Source organism: Citrobacter sp. 21OH12SH02A-Citro (assembly GCF_027919895.1).
Taxonomy (GTDB): domain Bacteria; phylum Pseudomonadota; class Gammaproteobacteria; order Enterobacterales; family Enterobacteriaceae; genus Citrobacter; species Citrobacter braakii.
In genome coordinates, this window is sequence record NZ_CP114801.1 from 4,218,884 (window position 1) to 4,241,024 (window position 22,141).

Genomic DNA, 22,141 nt, shown 5'->3' on the forward strand with positions numbered 1-22,141 from the left:
TACAGCTGTCATTTGTACATCATGCGGATAATAAAAATGTCGGAGTCAGGGTTTACTTTTGTAGTTATGTCACGGTAACGGGCACCGCAAAGGCTTCCTGTTCATGGAAAAGAAATACAAAAAAGCCCCATCCTGAGATGGGGCCATAATTATTATTTAGATATAGTCAAAGCGTGCAGTAAAGAAACGGAGCTGCTTCGGCTCGTAAATAAACTTCAGCCCGCGAATATCTTCTTTGTGCTGGTAAAGTTTAATAATACCGTCAGCCACCACATCCATATGCGCGTAAGTATAAACGCGGCGTGGAATAGTCAGACGCACGGTTTCCAGTTTCGGCCTGTGGTGTTCACCGGTCACGTTATTACGGCCCGCAGAGATAATTCCGCGCTCCATACTACGTACGCCGGTTTCCACATAGATACTGGCAGCCAGGCTTTGCGCCGGGAACTCGTCCTGCGTCAGATGCTCGCAGAAGCGACGCGCATCAAGGAATACCGCGTGACCGCCCACCGGTTCAACAATCGGTACACCTGCGGCTTTCAGCTTGTCGCCCAGATAGCGAACCTGCTTCACGCGGTGCTCGATGTACTCATACTGCATGGCTTCGCGCAGACCAATCGCCATGGCTTCCATGTCGCGTCCGGCCAGGCCGCCGTAAGATGGCATGCCTTCGTAGACAACGACTAACTCTTTGGCAGAAGAGAACATTTCGTCATCGTTCATGCACAGGAAGCCGCCGATATTCACCAGACAATCTTTTTTACCACTCATAGTACAACCGTCGGCGTAGCTGAACATCTCATGCACGATCTCGGCGATGCTCTTATTCTCAAAGCCCTGCTCTTGCTCTTTGATGAAGTAGGCGTTTTCTACGCAGCGGGTAGCGTCGTAGAACACTTTAATGCCGTGTGCTGCAGTCAGTTCACGCACCGCGCGCATGTTAGCCATGGAGACCGGCTGCCCGCCTGCGAGGTTAACCGTGACTGCCAGGCAAATATAGGCAATATTCTCGGCGCCTTTTTCATCAATCAGTTTTTGTAATTTTTTAAGATCGATATCACCTTTAAAAGCAATATTCAGACCGGCATCGTGCGCTTCGTCACGAACGATATCGACAAACACCGCACCATTTTTTTCCTGGTGATAACGGGTGGTAGTGAAATACATATTCCCGGCAACATATTGCCCCGGTTTAATTGCCAGCTGCGATAACAGGTTTTCTGCGCCGCGCCCCTGGTGAGTAGGAACAATATGTTTAAAGCCAAACAGTTCCTGCACGGTTCTTTCCAGATGATAGAAGTTTTCGCTGCCCGCGTAGGCTTCATCACCCATCATCATGCCGGCCCACTGCTTGTCGCTCATTGCGTTAGTGCCACTGTCTGTCAGCAGGTCAATATAAATATCTTTCGAATTTAACAGGAAAGTATTGTATCCCGCTTCCTGCATTTTCTTAAGGCGTTCATCACGCGGGATCATAGATACAGTTTCAACGCTTTTAATACGGAAGGGTTCTGCCGGATAATTCATTTTGTTTCTCCAGTAACAGTGGTCATGTACGTATTAATGTGAAGTAAAGCATACCTGGTTCATCAATAAAGTCTGATGAAATATAACTATTCGCCTCCTGAGTCAGGGGGAGAAATAATGTGGAGGCACTATGCAAGATTTAATTGATTATGGAAATAGCCTGGTCAACATTAATCACTGGCAATAATTTAAAAAGCTGTAAATGTAGGTGATGCAAATCACACGTCGTTTTTTTACCCGTTCATATTCAACAAGTTTTTTTTTGCGTGTTGATTTGCCATTTGCGATGGTGCCCCCGTGGAGAGGGGAAATACTGAAAACTTAACTTTCCAGGCTGTGCTCATACTGTATTGCTGAATGAGTACACCCCATTTTGTGAGAGTCGGATCACTTCACGGGTTTATATTTGTGATTCACATCACTAAAAGTGTAAAGCAAAGTGTACAAAACGGCGTTGTTTCAGAGTTTGCTATTTGCTTCAGTGAGTTAGATCGCATTTTTGGCCTGATACAGATGGGCGTTATTTTCTGGAAATGACAGGTATCAGGAGGATGGGACAGGAATGAATTTATACGGTGAATAATACTATGTTTATTGGGATAGAGAGGATTTCTATTTATTCCGAAAGCGTGCTAATCGCGCTTATTTCATGTTATTTACATCTGGACTTCCCGCCAATTACTGGGGTAATTTACAGGGGTTTTATTAGCGCGATGCGAAGGTGTTGGCGCACCTCCGCATCGCTAATCACAGTAACTATTTCACGAGAATAGCCATCATGACTGATACGCATTGTATTGCAGTTTCATTTGATCCAGAAGTGTACGTCGCAGATAACCGTTGCCTGAAGGTGGGTTATGCGAGCGGTTATCCTGATTACAGCCGTTTGCCGGTGAAGTATGTCCAGTTTCCGTCCATCGTGATGAAGGGCCAGTGGCTTAAAGCCGCCGGATTCGACACCGGCACCCGCGTCGATGTGCGCGTCATGCAAGGCTGCATTGTGTTAACCGCCCGCACGCCCGAACCCGAAGAGTCAGAACTGATGAAATCCCTGCGCGCCGTGGAAAAGCTCTCCGCGCGTAAGCAAAAGCAGGTGCTGGAGTTTATCGGGGTGATTGCGGGGAAAGGGTCGAAGGGGTAACGGTCTTGCTAAAGGCGCCTGTGGGCGCCTTTATTAGGATGTATTGCGTCATCTTTGTTATGCCGTAGTACGTTCGTTCCAGGCGTCGGTATATTGAATATTGCCATCTACAATACACCAGGTGATTTTTTCATAGCGCAGTTGTACGCTTTCCAAATGCCCGGTTCCCGTTACCGTACGTGTGTCATGCACGATTGGTGTCACTGATACAACTTTTACACCTTCAAGCAGGGTATTAAAATATTCCACTTCCTGGCCTGCGTCGTTTATGTGATAGAACTTAAGTTCCGCACTTTGAAGTGTCTGACCTGTCGCAACTGCTTTGTAAAGGTATGGGCTGGAGGAATCGATCTCTTTGTCAAAAAGAAATGGGCCATGTTGGCGTGTGCCGGTTAGCTTTCCAGTGGCACCATCGGTTGGAATGCTAAGGTTATGTGTTAAACCACGTAACTCAATACTGCCTTCACGTCCCTGGACATCCGAGCCTCCACGAATCATCGCGCCACCATCGTCTTTTAAAAATAAATGAACGGGTACAGCCATTTTCAACACTCCTTGTAATCAATCATATAACCAGCGGCCTGCTCTGGCTGATTCTGCGAACATACGCACAGTAAGCGGTTTTGACACTTGCTTGATGGGTTCTTTGGTAAACCATTTTCGATAGACCGATTCTCTTTCCCACGGGTAATAGGCCTCGAAATCAATCACAGAAACATCAACGTTATATTTCTCTCCAAAATCATCAATGGCATACGGTAATTCATCCCATTCAGCGTAACCTTGCAGCGGCGTATCAAGTTCAATCGGGATAGGTTTGAAAGTAAACGTTACCGCGAGAGATAACTCTCCCCGAAAAAATTCTAATACCTCGTTATCCGTCACCATACGCGATCTTCCTCTCTGGCAATGGTGTTGTAGGTATTCACCGTTTTATAGACAATTTGGGCGACATCACTTGCGAGTAATGCCCAACCAATCACAGGAATTGTTCGTCCAACGAATGCCCCCAGATTGTTAGTCATCATTGGTTTTAAATATTTGATACTGGCATTGGTGATGGTAGGAAGCCTGACGGACAATGTTACGTTAAGAAACTCACGAGAATATTTGGAGGCAATTGATGTGCCTTGTGTTGCCCCATATGGTTTACCCCGTGTTTTCAGCAATGGTAACCCAAGAATGATACATGACATTGTTACCACATCTTTAATTCCCCCAAATTGTTCATCAATTTTGTCGAGAAAAATCCAGAAAAATAGCTCACCTGCAGAAATGTTACAGACCCCTTTATAAAAGTATGTTCCGTTGAGTTCCTCTACTGTGTCCATCAGAGATCCTTCGATATGCAATAATTTGCATACTTATCGTACTCCTGCGTACCCTGGTGGGGGAACGGTAACTGCCGTGGCGTATGTGTTTTTCAGAAAACATAAAAGTGATGTCGTTGATGTCAGACAACATGCCACGCATAGTGCTTTATCAAATTGATACCAATAAGTGACGTCGATAGCGCATCAACCCGTCTTTGCTTGATCAGGTGATATTTTGCGAGCATCATCGCAATTATTTACCTGATAATGAAATCAATGACTTCCAGTAAAACCCTGCAACAGGCAATTGCCGACATCACCATCTGGCGTAAAGGCGAGCAGCGTGCGCCGCACAAACCTTTGCTGCTGCTTCATGTGCTGGCGGGTTATCAGCAGGGTCACAGTCGCCTGTTTGACTACGGTTCGGAAGTTCGCGACCCATTGCATAGCCTGCTGGAACGATTTGGACCACAGCGCGCGCAGTACCGCCCGGATATGCCCTTCTGGCGCTTACAGGGCGATGGGTTCTGGGAGCTACAAAACGCCGAGCAGTGCTCAACATCCGGCAGCAGTAAACAGCCCCCTGCCGGAGAACTGGTGACGCATAACGTTGCCGGAGGCTTTGATGAACAACATTTTACTCTGCTGAAAAAGAACAAGAACCTCATCAACGCCCTGGCCCAGCAAATCCTCGAAGCGCACTTCACCGAAAGCATTCAGGAAGAAATCGCGGATGAACTGGGGTTTGATATCCTGCAAATCCGCAAACAGCGGGACCCGTTGTTCCGCCAGCAGGTTCTGCGTGCTTATAACTATGAATGCGCCATTTGTGGCTTCAATATGCGCCACGACAGCACTTCAGTTGCGCTTGAAGCGGCGCATATCAAATGGAAACAGCATGGTGGCCCGTGCGAGATTTCTAACGGACTGGCGCTGTGTGCAATCCACCATAAAGCCTTTGATAAAGGTTCGATTGGGCTGGATGAGAGTATGCGGGTTCAGGTATCACCCGCAGTGAATGGCAGCGGTATGGTGGGCAGACTGTTCTGGGATTTCGACGGTAAATCGATAGCGCTGCCGATGATGCGCGAGAATTATCCAAAAGAAGGGTTTGTAGAGTGGCACAGGAAGGAGGTGTTTAGGGGGTGAGTGCGAAGGCCGGACTCGAATTTCACACCCAACAGACTGATATCAAGATAATTTATAAACAAGAACAAATAGTTATACCCTCACTTGTACCCACATGTAAAAATCCGTACAAAAAATAGACTTCACCAGTGGGTATAAAGCCATACCAGTAGAACACCGATATGACTATCAAAGCAAGATTCAGGCAGGTAGGAAAGTTTTCTTCAAAGGAACTAAACGTTTGGTCTCGATATCAACTTGCTCGTAGTTCTCAATAAGCGCACGGACGAGATCATCAAGTGTCCAAAGCGTCAGTGGTATCGTCGAACGGTCGGCTTCATATCGAGCATCTTTCGTAAAGCCCCCTGTACTGACATAGAGCCCGCGATCGTCTTTATGGCGACCACCGATAAAGCTGCGTATCTGTTGGCTTCCCATCTGTTCCCTGCGGTGCTTTACCTCATCAATAATACGTGGATTTTCAAAACCGAACCCATCAGGTGAGGCAATGATGTCTTTACCCCGATCGGCTCCCGCAGGTGAAACCTGCGTTTTATAGCCCATACTGCGTAAAACTCCGGCAACCAGATTTTGCATCTCGTCCCAATCGAGAGAGTTGATACGATCTTTGATACCCTCAAACGCCAGCATTTTCATATCGCGCAGCGGATCAGAAACGACCTCATCTTCATCCATCGCAATTGGATTGTGAGTAAGAACATCTACAGTGGGTTTCTTATCCTGCAAAAGCTCTTCTAACGCATATTCCGGAAGCTGGAAAACCGTCAGCGTGGAGCCCAATGTGTTTTTGGTAGTCACAGGCAATCGATCGCGATCGATTTCTTCAGTATTCCAATTAACCTGCCGAGCGATTCCCATTCCCTCTTCCACCCATTCAGGATGATACTGGAAATCAGATGTAATTCTGCCCAAGAGATAAGTACGGTTGGCTGGCGAATAGGTACGGGCAACAGATGTGACATAACCGGCACCGTGGCCGGTACAGATGAAATGTGCATAAGTAGAGTCCTGAGAAAAGAGGAAGAGAGAAGGTGTTACTGGGCTGGATAAATAGTGAGATAAACGTAGCCGCAGCTACCACGGGTATCAGCTATACAGACTAAACCCGTAAACTGAATGGTCACCTGATGTTGCTGCTGTGGATTTAGCTCATCGGAACGCAGCATCGCTTCCAGTTGACCGATAAATAGCGGGAACGCCTGATCAAGTTTCTGCAGTTGCTTCGGGGTAAAGCCCCTCGTCAACTCAGCCCTGTCAGCCAGGTAATGCAGCCGATTACCTTCCTGAACCAATCTTGCGCCAAACCGTGGGGTGATATCGCTTTGTAGCCCCCATTCATGGGATGGTGTTAATGACATGGATACCTCCGTTAAAGCAAACCCTGCTCGGCAAAAGAGACCACCTCGTTTCCAACCACGAGATGATCCAGCACGCGCACTTCCACCAGTGCCAAGGCTTTCACGATCCGCTGAGTAATATGTTTGTCCTGCTGGCTGATTTCCGTCGTACCGGACGGATGGTTATGAGCCAGAATGACCGCTGCGGCATTGTGCTTCAGGGCGGATTTCACGACCTCCCGGGGATGAACCTGCGTATGGTTGATGGTGCCTTTAAACAGGGTTTCGTGGGTGAGAAGACGGTGCTGGTTATCGAGATACAGCACCATAAACAGTTCGCGCTCCTGTCCGGCCAGCTGCAGGCGCAACCAGTCCCGGACAGCGGCGGTGGAGGTAAATACGGCACCGGGTTCACGCAATTGTGATTCCAGCAGGGTCAGTGCCCGTCTGATGGTTCGCTGTTCTGCCGGGGAAAGCGTGGCGGCGAACAGTGGTAATTGTTGTGCCATGGCTGAAGTCCTCAGTCGATGATACGCATAATCGCGTTGCATTCCGGATGTCCGATGGCATAGTCCCGCAGGCGGTAATAATGCTCTGTCATCGCATCACATTCGGTGCGACAGGCGTGGTGGCTGTAGGCGATGAGACAGACCGCAATCCCGGCAGCTTCAGCGCTCATCTCCGCGCCGTTGCCGTTCATGGGGTTAAACAGCGTCCATTTCTCTTCGTCGCCTTCGTCAGCGTCCGGAGCCATAAATGCCCCACCGTTGTCCAGCGTATAAAAATTCCAGATGCCCCCGCTGTAGTTTTCACAGAAACGCTCCATCCACGCGAAAACAGCCGGCTCAAGGAATATCCACTGTGGGGTGGTGCCAAAGTGCTGCGGCCAGAAGCTGATGCGGTTCTCATCGGTTATCGGTGTTGCAGTAATCTGATGCTGAGCCGCAACAGGAACGGTTTCTGTGGGGGTGAACAGTGGCAGTGTGTTGTCGGTCATGTTGGTTTTTCCTTAGTGCATGAATGAGTTGAATGGTGATAACGGAGTGAAGATGGACTGAGGCGGCGTGGTGTGGGTGATTATTAGCCCAGTAAACCCATCATGTTCTCGGCCATCACCCACAGTGCGCGGTTGAGTTTGATGTCCCCGTCAATGCCGTTAACCGCACGGGTGTGGCTGCGCTTACCTCTGGTTGTTCTGCCTGGCAGACCGCCTTTAATCAGGTTTTCCTGGATGCGCTGGTAGGTGGTCCACAGGTCGGAACTTTCGTCCTGCCAGCGGCGCGGAGAGAGAATCTGTGATTCCGTCACCGGTTGATGCTCTTCGCCAAAGCGGTAAGTCAGGGCGGCTTTGGCCAGGGCGTGCTGTGCCGGTGGCGGTAACAGCAACGACTGCATGGCGTCGCGCTTCTCTTCCACCCGGTCAAATATCCCCAGCACCTCGTAAGCCCCTTCAATGACTTTCTCCACCACATTGCCTTTGTGCGGTACGCGTACCTCACCAAATGTTTCGCCGCACACAAGACCGTTCTGGCAGACAAAACGGAACAGCCCCGGCAGCATCTGGTAACTGCTGGAGCCGTCATGGCTGTTCAGGAGAATGATTTCCGGCACCTGTTTACCGGTTATCTGGCCTTCACGTCTGAGGCGCAGCATATGCTTCGTGTGGTCGCGTTTGTCAGGGTTTCGCACGCGGGTCTGGCAGGCAAAGAACGGCTGAAACCCTTCGCGCTGCAGGTTGTTGAGCAGGGTGATGGTGGGGATGTACGTGTAACGTTCTGAGCGTGATTCGTGCTTTTCTTCACTGAATACGCTGGGGACGTAGTGAGACAGTTCGTCGCGGGTTAGGGGGCGGTCGCGGCGTACGAGACTGGCCGCACCAAAACGGCTGGCTAAGCGCATGGTTAATACCTCTGATATCGGGTTAAAGGGCATAAAATCAGAAAGGCCATGCTCCGGAAGGTGCATGGCCTGTGGGTGTGTCTGTACACTGTTGAAAGACGAGCGGGACTCCGTTGCTCAGCGCCTCTGCGTCTGCGGCAACACCGGGATACCGTCGCTGGCGAGACAGCGATTCAGCATCACTCCGGCCTGCGGGGCAAAATTCCAGTCCCGCCATATCAGCATTCCGCTGCTGTCACGGATGACCAGACGAAAATGGGTGCCCAGGTCGTCTTCGACGGTGACGTTGAGGTAGCGTGCGGCCACGGCTTCCGCCTGTGCCCGGGTGAAGGGGCCGGGTGGCAGAGACGCATTATCAGTGTTCTGCATATCTGATTCCTGATAGAGACAACAGAAAACGCCCCACTCAGGTGAGCAGGGCGTCGGCGGTGTGAAATAGTGGTGCAGTGGTCAGGGCTGGCGGGGTTGTTCTGCCTGAGCCGGGGTATTCGCCGTGGCGGAGGTTCCGTGAATAATCTGGTGTTTCGCCAGCGCCTGTGGCATATCGTTCACACAGTACGTGATATAGAACACGTTAAACATAACGGTATAAAACGGGTTCATTTTCAGCTCAAAGCGGAAGGTGTTCAGGGCGTAATGGCGCAGGGCTTCCCTGGCCTTAAAAGCCCACACCACATACATTACGCCGCAGGCCAGCGACAGCAACCCGCTCAGGGCCAGCAGGGTATCGCTGGTCGGGTCGTAGCCGTACACATCAGAAGATACGGCGGCGGCCAGCTGATGTCCCAGGCCGAAACAGATGGCCAGCCAGAGGATGAAAAGTTGGCCGTAACCCGGGTAACCGGTGGTGTTGCTGATGATGTCCTGCTTTTTATACAGCCAGAGCAGCGGCCATACGCCGCAGGTAACAAGGGTCAGCAGGACAAAAAATGCAGGGTCCGGGTGTTAAGGCGCTGGCTGAGGGTGGTGATATCCGTCATGGACTGAGGTTCCTGTTGTCGTGAGAGTGAATGAATTCAGAAGAAAGGCGTTACCGGCTTTTATTACGGCAGGGCATATTTTGGCAGACAGCCGCTGTCCCCGAACGCGGGAAGGACCTTCCCCGCACCGTTAAGCGTAAACACGGCTGCCTTTACGCCCTCCCCGGACACAATGACCCGCTTACCGGTGCGCAGTTTATCCCATGCCCATGCCACGTTGTCTGAGCCCACATGTGACTCGCTGTCACTGACTCTGACAGGCTCCTCATCGTCAATTTTCATGTCCAGCGACTGTCTGTTATCCATACTGACCTGATGGCCGTTTGCGTCGGTGAAGGTCAGGGTGGCCGCTCGTGAGCCGGTGTCTTCACAGGTCAGGTAAAGCTGTGACTGCCCTTTCCCCAGAATCACAAACTCAGACACCCCCAGACCCCAGCCGCTGACCCAGACATCACGATTGCCAAAGGCCTGTGACACTGCCGGAGTCAGGGCAGATATCAGAAGAGTGGAAAGCAGTATTTTCTTTTTCATAGTATTCCCGGAGGGTGATGGTTAAGACGGTACGGGTCTCTCCTGAAGGCGGTGAGACGCGTTAAGAAAGAGGGCTGATGAGTGATACTGGCGATATTACTGGCTGACGGTGAATGTGCCCTGGTCTGTGAACACCCGGGCCTCAACAAAATTGCAGGCTTTGCCAAAGTCGAGAGTGTGACCAAATTTCCAGAAGACACTGTCAGCGAAGGTCATTTTGCGGGGTGTGAACGGTTTATCTGTGGGCCACCAGCCGTCCACGTTCCGGCCCCTGTAGGCTATTTTTCGGTGTGTCAGCATCGGGCATTTTCCCCGGTTAACATCGATTTTCTTTATCAGAACGGTGTCGGTTTTTGCTGTCACGGTGACATAGACGCAGCCATAGCACTCATGACCGGCATGGCTGACCTTCACTGTAACGGGCGTATCACTGACGGCCAGGGAAGGAAGTGATGTGAACAACAGACTGGTGGTCAGTGTCATAAAAAACCTTTTCATTACTTTTCTCCGGACGAATGCGCTCCTGCGATTCATCGCATTGATTTTTAATCAGTAAATGGCTGAATACAGTATCCCTGAGGAATTCTATAACCGGATATTTACCAGGGATAATGAATAAAACCGATCGGGTCGATCGACAAAATCGATCGTGACAGAGCCAAATTATTTATCGAAACGGAAGACAGGCTTATCGATGCGGAAGTCAGCCAAAGAAGAAGGACCAGACGGTCCTGGCAGCACGGGCCACGGTGTGTGTGACGGTCTGGAGCGCGTAACGTGCAGCCTGTGGCAACGGGGCCAGGTCGATGACCGCGTCAATCACTTCCACCACGGAATCGCCAAAGCTGTTGCGGGCGGTAGTGATAATGCCGGGGGTGCGGTACCCGCTTTGCAGGTGAGGCACCAGCGGGCTACGGGCCTGCTTTGGGAGGCGGGTAATCATCGCCTCCACCAGACGCGACAAGCGATAACGTCCCTGAACAGAGACGGGCAAAATATCGGTTTCAGCGATACCTAACTGGCGGGCCACGGTCTGTTGTTTCTGTATAATACGTTCAGCCTGCAATGCTGATGGCTGCGCCGATAACCAGTTCCAGTGCGCTGCAGGTTCGGTTTTATCCACCTGATTAAGCACCCACACTACCGGTGGCTTCGGGCCGCAGTAATGCGTAAATACGTCGCGGTAAAACTGCTCTTCTACCGAGAATGCGCGGTCATCGGCCTTGAGCACCCACAGCACCATATCGAGTTGTGGTATCAGTTCACGGTACAACTCACGGTATTCGCTGTCGCGGCGAATACTCTCTCCCACACCGGGTAAATCCACCAGCGTCAGGTAATGGTCACCGAAGCGCAGACGTACACGTTGTGGCTGCCGGGTGCAGGCCTCCACGGCATTCACCGCACAGACTTCACTGCGAAACAGCGCATTACACAGCGAGGATTTGCCGACGCCGGTTTTGCCCATGATGCCAATCACAGGCTCATACGCGACGAGGCGGTTGAGCTCCCGGAGAAGATTCTGTCGCAGAATGCGGGGATAGCGTCGCAGATGGCGACGGATCAGGGCATAACCCGAAAAATGTTTCATGTAAGCCTCGACATAATAAAAAAGGCCATCCGGCGGGGATGACCTGACTGAAGTAAACGGGAGGGAATTCATTGGTGTGATATATATCTGATATTTTTTTAAAAAATAAAATACCTGTGTCGTCGGGTCGAGATATTACATCTTATCTGCATTTAGGCGTATTGATTACATCTGTTTATACGGACTTGCGTATCTGTATTTTTTCTTTTTCCCTTTTCCTTTTCTTTCGTTCTTCCGTGTTGAGGTAAGTGAAGTTGTTGGAACTGGTCCGGGTCCTCACCCCTGGAATACTGTTATAAATCTGTGCCTGAAGGCGGAAGAAAGCGAGGTATCCTTTTCGGTTATGGCTGATGGCGCCGCTGAATTTATATTCGATTAAATCAAGTATATCTATCTCTTGTCCGACATTCACAACCTGAGAGGCATTATGAAAGCGTAACGGATCGTTACGTCTGTTTTTTAATCGTGGACCATCTGAAAACTTGTAACAAACAACCCTAGGGTCTTCTTGTTGTTCTGGTGCCCCGGTATTTGCCCATTTATCATAAATATCTGACGAAATATAGGTACTGGCGTAGGCGTCAGGATGTTTGATGAAGAAGAAGTTAACAAGATAAAATGGCTGATGCCCGACAGTCATCAGGATAAGTCGCGAATAACCCCGAACTGATTTATATAACGGGTCTGACATTATTTGTTTTTTTAAAGAGGTAAAGCGTTTTCTGAGTTCCATCAGAGACCTGGTGAATGTATTCTCTGCGCGAATACTCTTGTTATCATTATCGGGAAGATAAAAAGAAAATGTAATCATTTCAATCTGGCGATACTGTTTCACCATTGAAAGATAATGATTGCTGAGGTAAGTCTGAGTATCTTCTTTTTCAGTAATTGCTCGTATTAGTTCTTTTTTGTTTTCAGAAGGGATCCTTTCGCTAAGGATGATTTTCTGATTTCTGTTATTCATGTTGGGACGCCGGAAGTCTCGTTCCCCACTGGTGTACTGGATACGGTACAACTTATCCAGCAGATCATACATACCGTAAGGAGGCTTGTTATTCCTGAAAGCGGTGAACAGATATTTCCTGCTGATGTCACCCCATGTATGTTCGGGTTTTTCATAAAACTGATCCTCCCTGCGTAACTCAAACACCCGGAAATCATCCCATATCGTCATACCTCGTTCTCCTTTTTGTGGTTGACAGGTGATACCTTAGCCTGGGAAATTTAATCCAGATTGTACTCTTTTTTACTGTAAATACAGCGGTATTATAGTCTTTTTTTGTGGTTTTTTATTTACAATTGACATTGTAACTAACTGATTCTAATGTGCTGCTATGATGTGGTTGTTGCTGATTTCGCTGATTGGATAAGGTTGATCTGATCTTCATTACTGGCAAGCAGTCAGTGTCCGTGGAACTGAGTGGGGGGAAGTAACGATATACAGTGGATATGTAAACGGGGGACGAACGGAGGAACGCCCTGTTTTCAGACACCGGCATCAGACCGGACAGAATGTGTTACGGATATGCTGTCAGGGTAAGCCGTTCGTGAGAGGAACAATACGATAACAGACAGCGCTTCCATATTTTGTTGGTGATAAATAAAAATAATAGCGGAGATCTTTTTTAGGCTGGAATGTGAAGGCGGTCCCTGAGTCTGCTCCCCCCTGAGCAGTGAATGAATCCGGTTAGAGGGGAGTGTGTGTGATTATTCAGGGTGCGCATTTCGGTTGTCGACCTGAAAATAAATATCCGTAAAGATATTTTAATTTTTCGGACGTTCTGAAAAGTGATGTTTGGGTGATTTACTACCTGCTGGTTTGCATGCTGTTTTTAATCTGTTTTCATAAAGGATATTTTCCCTTTCGGGATGTTATCCGCTTTGCACTGGTTCGCTATGGGGGTTGATGATGGTATGGTAAAGAAAAGTTTAATGTACTGTTTAGAACGTGTGTTTTGAGCATTGCTGGTTGTCACATTCTTGTACTAATTTAGGTATTATTATTGTTACTTAAAGAAGTCAATTATTTACGTTTAATAAAATAATCCATCTCAGATATATTTAAAAGAGATGTATTGCTTTAAGCCAGCATGATAACTCTCCATAACATTAAACAGCAAACCATTCTCCTTCATCAAGTAATATACCCTGTCAGGTGATGCGCTTAATATTCTCTCAGAATCAGTTTCTTTTACAACTGAATTATATCATAACAGTGTTTTTCAGTATCGCATCATTTTGAATCGTCTCTCGTTACTCGTCATTCAGTAAACGCGGGTACATATTTTTGAACTGAGCATTTGAGTCATTAAAATTTGATATATCTCTCTTATCCAGTGTTAACCACAGGAGAGAAATAACATGACTTATCGAATTATTGATAATTATACCCTTAACGATGAATTGTTTCATGATCTGACGGATCATATGGAACGTATGCGTGACCGTTACTCTGACGTCATTCCTCTACGTATGGATTTCGCTTATAAGACGACCAGTCGCCGTTATGCTGATCGTTATCGGGATCGCTGGGATATGGACATGTACCGGCTGGCAGAAAGAGTTATGAGTGCGGGTGTTGTTATTGGTTATGTGTGGGTGATGGAGTTCACTTATCGGCATGGCCTGCACTTTCACGCCATGTTTTATCTTGATGGACAACGTAAGCGGAATTGTTACCGCTCTGCACGGGTGATTGCTGAAGAGTGGCGAAGCATTACGGATGGTGAGGGGATATTTGAGAACTGCCAGAAGAAGGTTTACCACAAAGTTAACGGTGCCAGATGCCTGCACCACTCAGACTGTGAAGGCTATCGGGACCTGGCGTTTATTCTTAGCTATCTGGCTAAGCAAGAGCAAAAAGAAGACTGTGAAGCCCCTGTATTCTGGCTGAGTGAGATAAAGCCCAGAGGACGAGGAGGAAGGCCCCGAATCAGTAGTATTGGTTAAAAAATTACGTCAGTGCGTCATCGTTTGAAGAAGTCTGCACCATTCGAATACCTGGCTTCTTCTCCCTTACCACCAACGGAGAAAAAACGATGACCACACCAACCAATCTTCTCAGCGATAAGTTCGTCGATATGGCGTTTATCACTCAATTCACCGGCTTAACCGACAAATGGTTCTACAAACTGATTAAAGACGGTGAATTCCCAAAACCCATTAAGCTGGGCAGAAGCTCTCGCTGGCTTGAAAGCGAAGTGGAAGCCTGGCTACAGCAACGCATAGCAAAGTCCCGTCAGTAAGCCGTCGAACGCAATCACATTCCCCACCTGATTTAAATCAACCAGTCGAATGACCTGCACTGCTGCCCTACCCGGGACGGCTTAGCCCTGCTCGTCGTACGGCAAAGGACCAATACTATGTACGTAAAATCTTTTATCGCGCTTGACGGCAATCAACGCCTCACGGGCGCGACCACTGCACAGCTTTACCCTTACGACCGCTACTCCTGCCAGCTCTGCGGCAGCACTCTGATATTCCACCCGGAATGGGAATCCAACCGTCCATGGTTTGAACATACCCGGGAAGACCTGACGGAGAACGGACGCCACCATTGTCCGTATGTACGCCCTGAGCCGAAGGAAGCTAGGCGGGTGCGCATGCTGCGTCGCTATGTGCCGGATATCTTACCACTGGTGCGCAAGGCCGAATGGCACTGTTCTGTCTGCGACAGCGATTATCACGGTGAGCGCTATTGTCTGACCTGCCGTACCGGTGACCACAGTACCGAACATTGCGCAGAATGAGCCTGCGTTATCTGCCACTTGCTATCAGGATTCCATGACAGGATTTACACCATGCAATTACGCACCATTCGTACCGCCCTTGACCACGAGGGCAAAGTCACTTACATCCGGGACCTGACCCCTATGTGATTGAAACGGCCTTTGACCCTGATCCGCGCTTGTCGCAGGATGGTCCGATCGGCACACAGGTCGTGTTTGACTGGGTGGTAAATCAGTTAGAGGCGCAGGGTAAAGAGACCGCGCACCTGAAAGCCGAGCAGAAATAACGTCGATATAACTAAGCCAGGGGCATGCTCCTGGTTTCGTCATTTTCTTCGGACTCAAGAGAACGCAACAGCGCACCTGCTTTGCCACAGCTGAATTTTGTGCCGTCACGATGTGCAAGCATGTAAGCATAAGGAGTCAAGGTATAGCGTGTTACTGAGTTACTCGGATTAACAATCCCAACGAACTGAGCGCCGGATTTACAGAGTAAGCGCAGTCCCAGCAACAGCCATCAGTGGCAGGCGGCGTAAGTACAGCTGAACCCGCCGTAAAAAATACGCCAGTAAGTCATAGTTTGAAGAAGTCTGCACCATCCGAATCCCTGGCTTCTTCTCCCTTACCACCAACGGAGAAAAAACGATAACCACACCAACCAATCTTCTCAGCGATAAGTTCGTCGATATGGCGTTTATCACTCAACTCACCGGCTTAACCGACAAAGTTTAGCGGTGCTTACTAAACGTAAGCGTCATCCCACGACCGCCTGTTTTCCTTCGTCAGTCCCTGTAATTTAGGTGTTCACTTATTTTTTGCAGGTGGACACCTCGGTGAGCTCTGAACTACGCCATTCCCGGCAGCATTATTCTGTAGCGGTCAACTAAAACTGGCCACCGCTTTAGAGTTTTTCCAGTATCGGTTTTCCGATTCGTTTGGTGATAATCCACCGTTATATTCATGCGGCCTGAGCGAGCTGTAATACCCTACGATATAGTCTGTGATCGCATGAGCTGCTTCGCTAAAGTTTATATAACCTGTCACCGGCACCCACTCGTTTTTCAGGCTTCTGAAGAAGCGTTCCATCGGGCTGTTATCCCAACAGTTTCCGCGTCGGTTCATACTCTGTTTGATCCGGTAACGCCACAGTAGCTGCCGGAACGGCCTGCTTGTGTAATGGCTGTCCTGGTCGCTATGGAACATCACCCCGGCTGGTTTACCGCGCCATTTCCAGTGCTTTGATGGTCAGTCTGCTGTCCGGTGAGAACGACATTGCCCATCCCACCGGTTTTCTTGCGAACAGGTCGAGAACAACAGTGAGGTAAGCCCAACGCTTTCCTGTCCAGATATACATCACGTCGCCGCACCACACCTGATTTGGTTCTGTCACTGCGAACTGCCGCCCAAGGTGATTCGGGATAGCTACATGCTCGCGACCATTGCGTTTATAACGGTGCGCAGGCAGCTGGCCAGCCCCAGCTCTTTCATGAGCCTGCTGGCAAGCCAGCGCCCCATCATGAAGCCTCTCAGGGTTGCCATTGTAGCGATGCTTCTTGCCCCAGCAGAACCATGGCTGATGTTATGCAACTCCAGAACCTGGCTGCGTAATACAGCCCGGCTGCCGTCTGGTTTATCAGGACGGCTTTTTCAGTATTTGTAGCTGCTGCGATGAACCCCGAACACATGGCAGAGTGTGGTTACAGGATAACGCGCCCTGAGTTTCCCGATTAACGAGAACTGTTCAGGGAGTCTGACATCAAGAGCGCGGTAGCCTTTTTTAATATTTCATTTTCCATTTCAATACGTTGTAGCTTTTTCTTTAACTCAAGAATTTCAATTTGTTCCGGAGTAATAGGGGAGGCTTTTGGCGTTTTACCCTGTCGTTCATCCCGCAACTGCTTTACCCATCGCATCATTGTAGAAAGCCCAACATCCATGGCTTTCGCTGCTTCAGCGACGGTGTAGTTTTGATCAATAACCAGCTGGGCGGATTCGCGTTTGAACTCAGCGCTGAAATTTCTTCTTTTCATTAGGTCACCAGTGTTGTTCTGAGGTGAGCATATCACCTCTGTTCAGGTGGCCAAATTCAGTAAACCACTACATTCTCCTGAACTGAAGCTTCAACTGGTCAAAAGGCACTCAAAGCCAGCAATGAAGGTGGCAGCGTGGATGCGCTTGAGCGCGAATATGGCGTCAATGACAATCAGCTGTTTAAATGGATGCGCCTCTGACAGCGCGAGGGCCGAGTCTCCCGCCCCCGGCGTAAATACCGCAAAGCCGCACCGCCCACGCTTTTGCCCGTGGAACTGACGTCCGTTGAACCACCGCTTACCGCTGTCCCTGACAGTTCGCCAAACCCGGTTGATACACGGCGATATCAACCTGCACAATCCATCTGCAGAAATGCTGGACCTCTTGCTGCAGAAAATGATGAGCGGAGGGAAATTATGATTAACCGGCCTGCCAGAACCCGAATCTGGATAGTGGCAGGTATCACCGATATGCGAAACGGCTTCCACGGCCTTGCCGCTAAAGTCCAGACTGTCCTGAAGGATGACCCGATGTCCGGCTATGTCTTCATCTTCAGGGGACGCCGGGGCTGCTAAGTGCAACTGCTCTGGTCCACCGGCGACAGGCAGTGGCTGCTGACAAAACGTCTGGAGCGCGGGCGTTTCGTCTGGCCTTCCGCCCGGGACGGCAAACTGTTCCTTACACCGGCACTGCTTGCCATGCTGCTGGAGGATAATGCACTGAAGTAGCAATAACCTGGCAAGATTAAGTTGCTACATTTCTAAATCCCTTTAGTCATTCACTTGGACAGCAGCGCTCAAATCGGACTGGTTAAGCTATCTGAGGGCTGTGAATCATTGGGACATACGTTGTTTGACTACTTCAAAGAACATTTCCCAGAGGCGTTCCGACATCCCTTCATTCGTTAGTAACTGTTCTCGTGAATTGCTACGGCTATACCCCCCCATAAGAGCACGAAAACCGAGTGTCTGACCGTTATCTGCAAGATTCAGGCATTCGTTATAGCTATTTCGAACAACATTATCCTGGCTATAACAGATATCCCCCATCCCATGATGTTGATTGCCACGCCAGATGGCACACTGACCAACCTTACTACCGTTGACATACACGGCACATGTGAAGGAATCAGTATCAGGCCGATGGAAATCAACATCTAGCCCTGCATGGCGATTTTTGAGTTCGTCTAGCGAGTTTGTAAAGTAACGAGCGACATACTCAAAACCCTCGCGACGGGCGCGATCTTTATCGAGGTCAGTAAAACTCTTTGGTAGTGAAAGATTGCTGGAACGCGGCGTAAAAACTGTATCCGTCGCCTGAAGCATTGGATTAGCCGGAGCTGGGGCGTGCACAATATGCTGCGGCTTTTTCGTTTCTAAATTGGTAATAGCTCGAGAGACGGCATTGACGACCTGAACATAGCCTTCATCGTGGCTAGCAAATCTGGTAATCGGTTTACCGTCGATTGTCGCCGCCATAATGCTACCGAACGGTAGCTGATGCCATGCGCACTCTCGCAAGATTACAGGAATGACCACAGCGTCACCCCGTTTATGCCTCTCTAAGGCATTGGTCATCTCGACTTGGTAGCAATAATCAGAAGCAATGAAATCACTGCTAATTAGCAACAAGATGATATCTGCCTGCGAAAAATAGTGGTCGATCTGATGTTCAAACTCTTGCCCAGGTACAATACGGCGATCGTGCCATGTGGTGATCTTCCCCATGCGCTTCAGGGGGGAAAGGTGCTTCTCAAGCTCATTGCGCAGTGCTTCATATGCGGATTCTGCCACATACTGGTGTCTGTGAATCGCAACACATCTGGGCGATTTGAACTCATTCACCGTCCACGCTCAGAGACTGATAGAAGGCGGGTGATACGCTGTCGTTACAAAAAATCCTCGTTATCTGCAGTAACATGTAGGTTATAATTACTGAATATCTAGCAAGGCGGGCATCCATGATAGCGAATCCTTAGCTGACTGAGATATCACTCGACCCGCCTTTCGCTCACAGCGGACTTTTAGCTCAGTTAACGTGTCCTTTCCGTGCCAAAAGCTGACATCACAAACGCTATTGATCGTTAGGTCAGAACATGTGGCCCGCTTGGGTGAGCTGCTTAGAACATCTCACACCCAAACTAAACCATCTAGTAATGTAGTAGAATAAATAAATTATTCATATTTTTTGACATGCAAGCGAGATATTACAAAATCACCGGAGGATTCAACTTTCGTAGTTTCATTTCGAATATATTCAGAGTATAGGCAGGTAACATTAGGATAATTAAAGCTACATAATATCGCCGCTAAAATATGTGGCTTTGGCCCAAATGGAATAATGGAAACGTTATATTCAGATCTAAGAGGAGAGAGCATTTGTGACATATTATCATAACATGTAGCAATACTGTTAATTGGCAATTTTATGAGTTTATCTTCACCACCAAGGCAGTGTAAAATAAAGTCTTTGTTTTTTTCTAAACACGTATTTTCATAGTCATAGCTTGCAGCTGGTGCAGCCATAATACCAAAGCATTTGTTTGGGTTTAATAAGTTATACAAACGTTGAGGACCATATCTATCAAATCCCAACATAAATATTGCTGCATTATGTCTTTTGGTTAATGAGATACCTTCACATCCCGGAATTATGCGTAACTCACCTAGTTCAACGTTGAGATTTAAATTTTTATACACTGCAGTTGCATATATCAAATCAACTGTTACTCTTAATTCACAAAAATTGACTAGGTAGTTTAAAATAGCTGCATACCAAGCTCGAGACATCGAAGTGTAGTCAATTAGTATTTTTAATTCCGTAACATTAACTGTATTAATTATTTCACTTAGTGCTTTTTGTATTTCAGAAATTTCTCTTTGTGAAATCTCTAGCAATTTGAAGCCAGCCCAGCTTTCTGAAAAATAACTCAAACTATCGATACGAACTGGATCTTCTTTATGTTGATCAAAAGCTAAAACAATCACATGGTTGATATTATCCTTATTCAATCGTGTAGCCACATCAATACAGCGTTCTTCGTATCCACAAGAAAATAATGCAATATCATATTTTGACTGACTTAGCTCACCTATTGATAAGTCATCTACATGTAATTTATTCATCATCCCCCTCCCAGTCTAGACTATATTGTCCATCATCATTGTTTTTATTTATAGCTTTAAATCGGCTATAAGAAGAGTTGTTCATTATCACAGATAATTTGATTGAGTTTCCTTTTCTTGGCATTAAGTAAAAATGAGGTGATAGACAAAAGGCCAAGGAAAATCTACCTTTTCTGTTTGGCATTTTGTTATCGTTATCCAACCCTCTAAAATCTGGGTAAATTAAACCTAGATCTACAGCTGTTTCTATATACTTCCATACGTTATCATCTTCAACATCGAATGAAAATGAGTTGTATGTATCTGTATTTATTTTGTCTGTATGAAGTTTGTCTTTTAAAAACCTACCAATTGTTGTAAACAAATCGAAAGCTTTCTTTCCGTCCACCTCTAGGTTTAAACCATCTAGCTCTGAGTATGAAAACTCTTTTAGTTTCGCACCTTGTTCCTTGTCTGATAGTGGCTTAAGTTCAGTACAAGATTCAATATTCCTTGAAAAAAGATAATTGAATAACCGTAATAGTCGACGGGGGTTTCCATCAGAACATCTTACTATCAGTGAATACCCAGAAAATATAAATGGCGAAGCATTTCCTTTATAACGCTGAAAGGAATCTTTTAATATCAGTGTCCCTCTCAATTTCCTTGATACTGAGCTTTCGAAAAGAGAATAGTCTTGCTTCAATAACCTCTCAGCTCTTTTGATCGTACTGGAATCACAATACTCTCTCACCTTCTCCATCAGTTTATCATCAGGGAGTACATCTTTAGGGGAGTCAACTAATATTGAATTACCCAAAAGAAACTCGAGTGTGATATCTTTATTTATAATAGATGAATTGTTTATTCTCTTTCTAAAAAGCTTATCTGCGAAATTTTCAAAGAAATCATGAGAGTTATTATTTGAACTACCATGGAGGCCTTGCTTATCAATATTTAAATAATCAAAGTCGTGCCCCATGTTTAATGGAGTGCCAGTAACAGTTTCCAGAGTGTAGTGCCGGTATGGCATTGTTGTTATTTTGAATACGATTTCATTATATGATCTCATATGCGTGTTCAATATTCTATGATGTTCTTTAGTTAAGAATTCAGCTTCATCAATACAAACACAGAATGTAGAGGAATTAGAAAACCCTATTTCTTTCCTTACCGTGGATAGCGCCATTATTAAAGGCTTAAATAGGTCGGTATTAAAGTTAAGCCCAACCATAAGATCATCATCACTTAATCTAAGACCTAGCTTCATCTTATTAAAAATAATATTTTTTTTATATTCGGTAATCTCTAGCTCGTCATAAATATCGGTAATTGTATTTAATTTCTTAGACAACCATAATTCTGATATTTTATTACAAATGGACTTTTCTTTGATAATCCTATCTATTTCATCCTCAACATACGAATGAAGGCAGCTTCGTATGGTATCTAGAAACCTTGCGCATGAAGATAAGTTCAAACTCCACTTAAAAAGCTGGTTATTATCATCAATATCACCAATTGAGTTTACCCATTCAACTTTCAATGGAATATACGTCGCAATAAACGAGCGTTGATCTATGATTTTTCTTGCTTTTTCATCATTTAACTTAGTAAGACATTCATGAGAAAGCATTTTAATCAAAGCAGTCTTACCCGAACCTCGAGAACCAAGTATTATATGATTTTTGTTAGATATTAGAGATTCAAATGCTGGAGTCCAAACAAACTCTTCAGCTAGTTGGTCTGAAGTGAAATATCTAGCATTAGAGTGTTCAAATATATTATTAAACCCAAATAAGTTATGCAT

General features: G+C 47.2%; 23 protein-coding genes and 4 pseudogenes. 8 read left to right on the forward strand and 19 right to left on the reverse strand.

The features are described from left to right. Nucleotides 1–156 precede the first annotated feature (156 nt). Entirely contained in the window at nt 157–1,527 is a 1,371-nt protein-coding gene (locus O6D90_RS20385) for a tyrosine phenol-lyase (protein WP_016155590.1), read from the reverse strand. A gap of 778 nt (nt 1,528–2,305) precedes the next feature. Between O6D90_RS20385 and symE the strand changes: the two genes are divergently transcribed. Beyond that, entirely contained in the window at nt 2,306–2,668 is a 363-nt protein-coding gene (gene symE, locus O6D90_RS20390; protein ID WP_016155589.1) for an endoribonuclease SymE, read from the forward strand. Nucleotides 2,669–2,725: 57 nt separating this feature from the next. Here symE and O6D90_RS20395 read toward each other — a convergent pair whose 3' ends face one another. From O6D90_RS20395 to O6D90_RS20405, 3 genes are read right to left on the reverse strand one after another with little or no spacing between them, the layout of a single operon-like run. Continuing rightward, complete coding sequence (locus O6D90_RS20395; RefSeq protein ID WP_016151545.1) at nt 2,726–3,211, reverse strand: Hcp family type VI secretion system effector; 486 nt, start codon at nt 3,209–3,211, stop codon at nt 2,726–2,728. Between the two features lie 18 nt (nt 3,212–3,229). Beyond that, nucleotides 3,230–3,556, reverse strand: coding sequence for a DUF1493 family protein (locus tag O6D90_RS20400; RefSeq protein ID WP_016155588.1), 327 nt, complete (start codon nt 3,554–3,556; stop codon nt 3,230–3,232). Next, complete coding sequence (locus O6D90_RS20405; protein WP_003830103.1) at nt 3,550–3,999, reverse strand: STM2901 family protein; 450 nt, start codon at nt 3,997–3,999, stop codon at nt 3,550–3,552. The genes O6D90_RS20400 and O6D90_RS20405 overlap by 7 nt, the downstream gene beginning before the upstream one ends. Before the next feature lie 258 nt (nt 4,000–4,257). Between O6D90_RS20405 and O6D90_RS20410 the strand changes: the two genes are divergently transcribed. Further along, the gene (locus O6D90_RS20410; RefSeq protein WP_049268566.1) at nt 4,258–5,130 is read left to right on the forward strand and encodes a phosphorothioated DNA-binding restriction endonuclease; all 873 of its coding nucleotides are present in this window, start codon (nt 4,258–4,260) and stop codon (nt 5,128–5,130) included. 180 nt (nt 5,131–5,310) lie between these two features. On the opposite strand, the pseudogene O6D90_RS20415 reads toward O6D90_RS20410, so the two are convergent. The 11 genes and pseudogenes from O6D90_RS20415 to O6D90_RS20465 all read right to left on the reverse strand — a co-directional run. Next, nucleotides 5,311–6,078, reverse strand: a pseudogene (locus O6D90_RS20415) (restriction endonuclease); the annotation flags it as partial. Nucleotides 6,079–6,164: 86 nt separating this feature from the next. Continuing rightward, nucleotides 6,165–6,488, reverse strand: a complete 324-nt coding sequence (locus O6D90_RS20420) for a type IV toxin-antitoxin system YeeU family antitoxin (protein ID WP_271143193.1) — start codon at nt 6,486–6,488, stop codon at nt 6,165–6,167. 11 nt (nt 6,489–6,499) lie between these two features. Beyond that, nucleotides 6,500–6,976: a RadC family protein gene (radC, locus tag O6D90_RS20425; protein ID WP_271143194.1), complete on the reverse strand. Its 477-nt coding sequence runs from the start codon at nt 6,974–6,976 to the stop codon at nt 6,500–6,502. A gap of 11 nt (nt 6,977–6,987) precedes the next feature. Further along, the gene (locus O6D90_RS20430; protein ID WP_271143195.1) at nt 6,988–7,464 is read right to left on the reverse strand and encodes an antirestriction protein; all 477 of its coding nucleotides are present in this window, start codon (nt 7,462–7,464) and stop codon (nt 6,988–6,990) included. A gap of 83 nt (nt 7,465–7,547) precedes the next feature. After that, nucleotides 7,548–8,366, reverse strand: coding sequence for a DUF932 domain-containing protein (locus O6D90_RS20435; protein WP_271143196.1), 819 nt, complete (start codon nt 8,364–8,366; stop codon nt 7,548–7,550). A 117-nt stretch (nt 8,367–8,483) separates the two neighbouring features. Beyond that, nucleotides 8,484–8,735 carry a DUF905 family protein gene (locus tag O6D90_RS20440; RefSeq protein ID WP_271143197.1) on the reverse strand — a complete coding sequence of 84 codons (252 nt, stop codon included), beginning with the start codon at nt 8,733–8,735 and terminating at the stop codon, nt 8,484–8,486. Between the two features lie 81 nt (nt 8,736–8,816). Continuing rightward, nucleotides 8,817–9,287, reverse strand: a complete 471-nt coding sequence (locus tag O6D90_RS20445) for a DUF4234 domain-containing protein (RefSeq protein ID WP_425476444.1) — start codon at nt 9,285–9,287, stop codon at nt 8,817–8,819. A gap of 122 nt (nt 9,288–9,409) precedes the next feature. Beyond that, nucleotides 9,410–9,877 (reverse strand): hypothetical protein, encoded by a 468-nt coding sequence (locus O6D90_RS20450; protein WP_271143198.1) that lies wholly within the window; start codon nt 9,875–9,877, stop codon nt 9,410–9,412. Nucleotides 9,878–9,973: 96 nt separating this feature from the next. After that, complete coding sequence (locus O6D90_RS20455) at nt 9,974–10,360, reverse strand: hypothetical protein (protein ID WP_271143199.1); 387 nt, start codon at nt 10,358–10,360, stop codon at nt 9,974–9,976. 220 nt (nt 10,361–10,580) lie between these two features. After that, nucleotides 10,581–11,468 (reverse strand): GTPase family protein, encoded by an 888-nt coding sequence (locus O6D90_RS20460; protein ID WP_071698410.1) that lies wholly within the window; start codon nt 11,466–11,468, stop codon nt 10,581–10,583. 175 nt (nt 11,469–11,643) lie between these two features. Continuing rightward, on the reverse strand, nt 11,644–12,642 hold the full coding sequence (locus O6D90_RS20465) for a hypothetical protein (protein WP_271143200.1): 999 nt from the start codon (nt 12,640–12,642) through the stop codon (nt 11,644–11,646). Nucleotides 12,643–13,829: 1,187 nt separating this feature from the next. Here O6D90_RS20465 and O6D90_RS20470 point away from each other — a divergent pair. The 5 genes and pseudogenes from O6D90_RS20470 to O6D90_RS20490 form a co-directional block, all read left to right on the forward strand. Continuing rightward, a complete protein-coding gene (locus tag O6D90_RS20470; protein ID WP_200017024.1) occupies nt 13,830–14,417 on the forward strand; it encodes an inovirus-type Gp2 protein in 588 nt (195 codons plus the stop codon). 89 nt (nt 14,418–14,506) lie between these two features. Beyond that, on the forward strand, nt 14,507–14,713 hold the full coding sequence (locus O6D90_RS20475) for a helix-turn-helix transcriptional regulator (RefSeq protein ID WP_271143201.1): 207 nt from the start codon (nt 14,507–14,509) through the stop codon (nt 14,711–14,713). A 117-nt stretch (nt 14,714–14,830) separates the two neighbouring features. Further along, nucleotides 14,831–15,217 (forward strand): putative zinc ribbon protein, encoded by a 387-nt coding sequence (locus O6D90_RS20480; RefSeq protein WP_271143202.1) that lies wholly within the window; start codon nt 14,831–14,833, stop codon nt 15,215–15,217. Nucleotides 15,218–15,342: 125 nt separating this feature from the next. Further along, nucleotides 15,343–15,483: a hypothetical protein gene (locus O6D90_RS20485; RefSeq protein WP_271143203.1), complete on the forward strand. Its 141-nt coding sequence runs from the start codon at nt 15,343–15,345 to the stop codon at nt 15,481–15,483. Nucleotides 15,484–15,841: 358 nt separating this feature from the next. Continuing rightward, nucleotides 15,842–15,922 (forward strand): annotated as a pseudogene (locus O6D90_RS20490) (Rha family transcriptional regulator); the annotation flags it as partial. A 153-nt stretch (nt 15,923–16,075) separates the two neighbouring features. Here the strand turns inward: O6D90_RS20490 and O6D90_RS20495 are convergent. Then, nucleotides 16,076–17,226, reverse strand: a pseudogene (locus O6D90_RS20495) (IS3 family transposase). Nucleotides 17,227–17,643: 417 nt separating this feature from the next. On the opposite strand from O6D90_RS20495, the pseudogene tnpB reads away from it, so the two are divergent. Continuing rightward, nucleotides 17,644–17,955, forward strand: a pseudogene (tnpB, locus tag O6D90_RS20500) (IS66 family insertion sequence element accessory protein TnpB). 105 nt (nt 17,956–18,060) lie between these two features. Here tnpB and O6D90_RS20505 read toward each other — a convergent pair. The 3 genes from O6D90_RS20505 to O6D90_RS20515 all read right to left on the reverse strand — a co-directional run bounded on the left by O6D90_RS20505 (nt 18,061) and on the right by O6D90_RS20515 (nt 22,141). After that, nucleotides 18,061–19,020, reverse strand: a complete 960-nt coding sequence (locus tag O6D90_RS20505) for a toll/interleukin-1 receptor domain-containing protein (RefSeq protein WP_271143204.1) — start codon at nt 19,018–19,020, stop codon at nt 18,061–18,063. Nucleotides 19,021–19,401: 381 nt separating this feature from the next. Beyond that, complete coding sequence (locus O6D90_RS20510; protein ID WP_271143205.1) at nt 19,402–20,355, reverse strand: hypothetical protein; 954 nt, start codon at nt 20,353–20,355, stop codon at nt 19,402–19,404. After that, the gene (locus O6D90_RS20515) at nt 20,345–22,141 is read right to left on the reverse strand and encodes a hypothetical protein (RefSeq protein WP_271143206.1); all 1,797 of its coding nucleotides are present in this window, start codon (nt 22,139–22,141) and stop codon (nt 20,345–20,347) included. The genes O6D90_RS20510 and O6D90_RS20515 overlap by 11 nt, the downstream gene beginning before the upstream one ends.

What these genes read in the sequence shown, in the direction of transcription:
- O6D90_RS20480 (WP_271143202.1), top strand. Translation starts at nt 14,831, where the DNA reads ATGTACGTAAAATCTTTTATCGCGCTTGACGGCAATCAACGCCTCACG.
- O6D90_RS20510 (WP_271143205.1), bottom strand. Translation starts at nt 20,355, where the DNA reads ATGATGAATAAATTACATGTAGATGACTTATCAATAGGTGAGCTAAGT.
- O6D90_RS20385 (WP_016155590.1), bottom strand. Translation starts at nt 1,527, where the DNA reads ATGAATTATCCGGCAGAACCCTTCCGTATTAAAAGCGTTGAAACTGTA.
- O6D90_RS20455 (WP_271143199.1), bottom strand. Translation starts at nt 10,360, where the DNA reads ATGACACTGACCACCAGTCTGTTGTTCACATCACTTCCTTCCCTGGCC.
- O6D90_RS20420 (WP_271143193.1), bottom strand. Translation starts at nt 6,488, where the DNA reads ATGTCATTAACACCATCCCATGAATGGGGGCTACAAAGCGATATCACC.
- O6D90_RS20410 (WP_049268566.1), top strand. Translation starts at nt 4,258, where the DNA reads ATGACTTCCAGTAAAACCCTGCAACAGGCAATTGCCGACATCACCATC.
- O6D90_RS20405 (WP_003830103.1), bottom strand. Translation starts at nt 3,999, where the DNA reads ATGGACACAGTAGAGGAACTCAACGGAACATACTTTTATAAAGGGGTC.
- O6D90_RS20440 (WP_271143197.1), bottom strand. Translation starts at nt 8,735, where the DNA reads ATGCAGAACACTGATAATGCGTCTCTGCCACCCGGCCCCTTCACCCGG.
- O6D90_RS20515 (WP_271143206.1), bottom strand. Translation starts at nt 22,141, where the DNA reads ATGCATAACTTATTTGGGTTTAATAATATATTTGAACACTCTAATGCT.
- O6D90_RS20450 (WP_271143198.1), bottom strand. Translation starts at nt 9,877, where the DNA reads ATGAAAAAGAAAATACTGCTTTCCACTCTTCTGATATCTGCCCTGACT.
- O6D90_RS20475 (WP_271143201.1), top strand. Translation starts at nt 14,507, where the DNA reads ATGACCACACCAACCAATCTTCTCAGCGATAAGTTCGTCGATATGGCG.
- O6D90_RS20395 (WP_016151545.1), bottom strand. Translation starts at nt 3,211, where the DNA reads ATGGCTGTACCCGTTCATTTATTTTTAAAAGACGATGGTGGCGCGATG.
- O6D90_RS20430 (WP_271143195.1), bottom strand. Translation starts at nt 7,464, where the DNA reads ATGACCGACAACACACTGCCACTGTTCACCCCCACAGAAACCGTTCCT.
- O6D90_RS20470 (WP_200017024.1), top strand. Translation starts at nt 13,830, where the DNA reads ATGACTTATCGAATTATTGATAATTATACCCTTAACGATGAATTGTTT.
- O6D90_RS20400 (WP_016155588.1), bottom strand. Translation starts at nt 3,556, where the DNA reads ATGGTGACGGATAACGAGGTATTAGAATTTTTTCGGGGAGAGTTATCT.
- O6D90_RS20435 (WP_271143196.1), bottom strand. Translation starts at nt 8,366, where the DNA reads ATGCGCTTAGCCAGCCGTTTTGGTGCGGCCAGTCTCGTACGCCGCGAC.
- radC (WP_271143194.1), bottom strand. Translation starts at nt 6,976, where the DNA reads ATGGCACAACAATTACCACTGTTCGCCGCCACGCTTTCCCCGGCAGAA.
- O6D90_RS20460 (WP_071698410.1), bottom strand. Translation starts at nt 11,468, where the DNA reads ATGAAACATTTTTCGGGTTATGCCCTGATCCGTCGCCATCTGCGACGC.
- O6D90_RS20465 (WP_271143200.1), bottom strand. Translation starts at nt 12,642, where the DNA reads ATGACGATATGGGATGATTTCCGGGTGTTTGAGTTACGCAGGGAGGAT.
- symE (WP_016155589.1), top strand. Translation starts at nt 2,306, where the DNA reads ATGACTGATACGCATTGTATTGCAGTTTCATTTGATCCAGAAGTGTAC.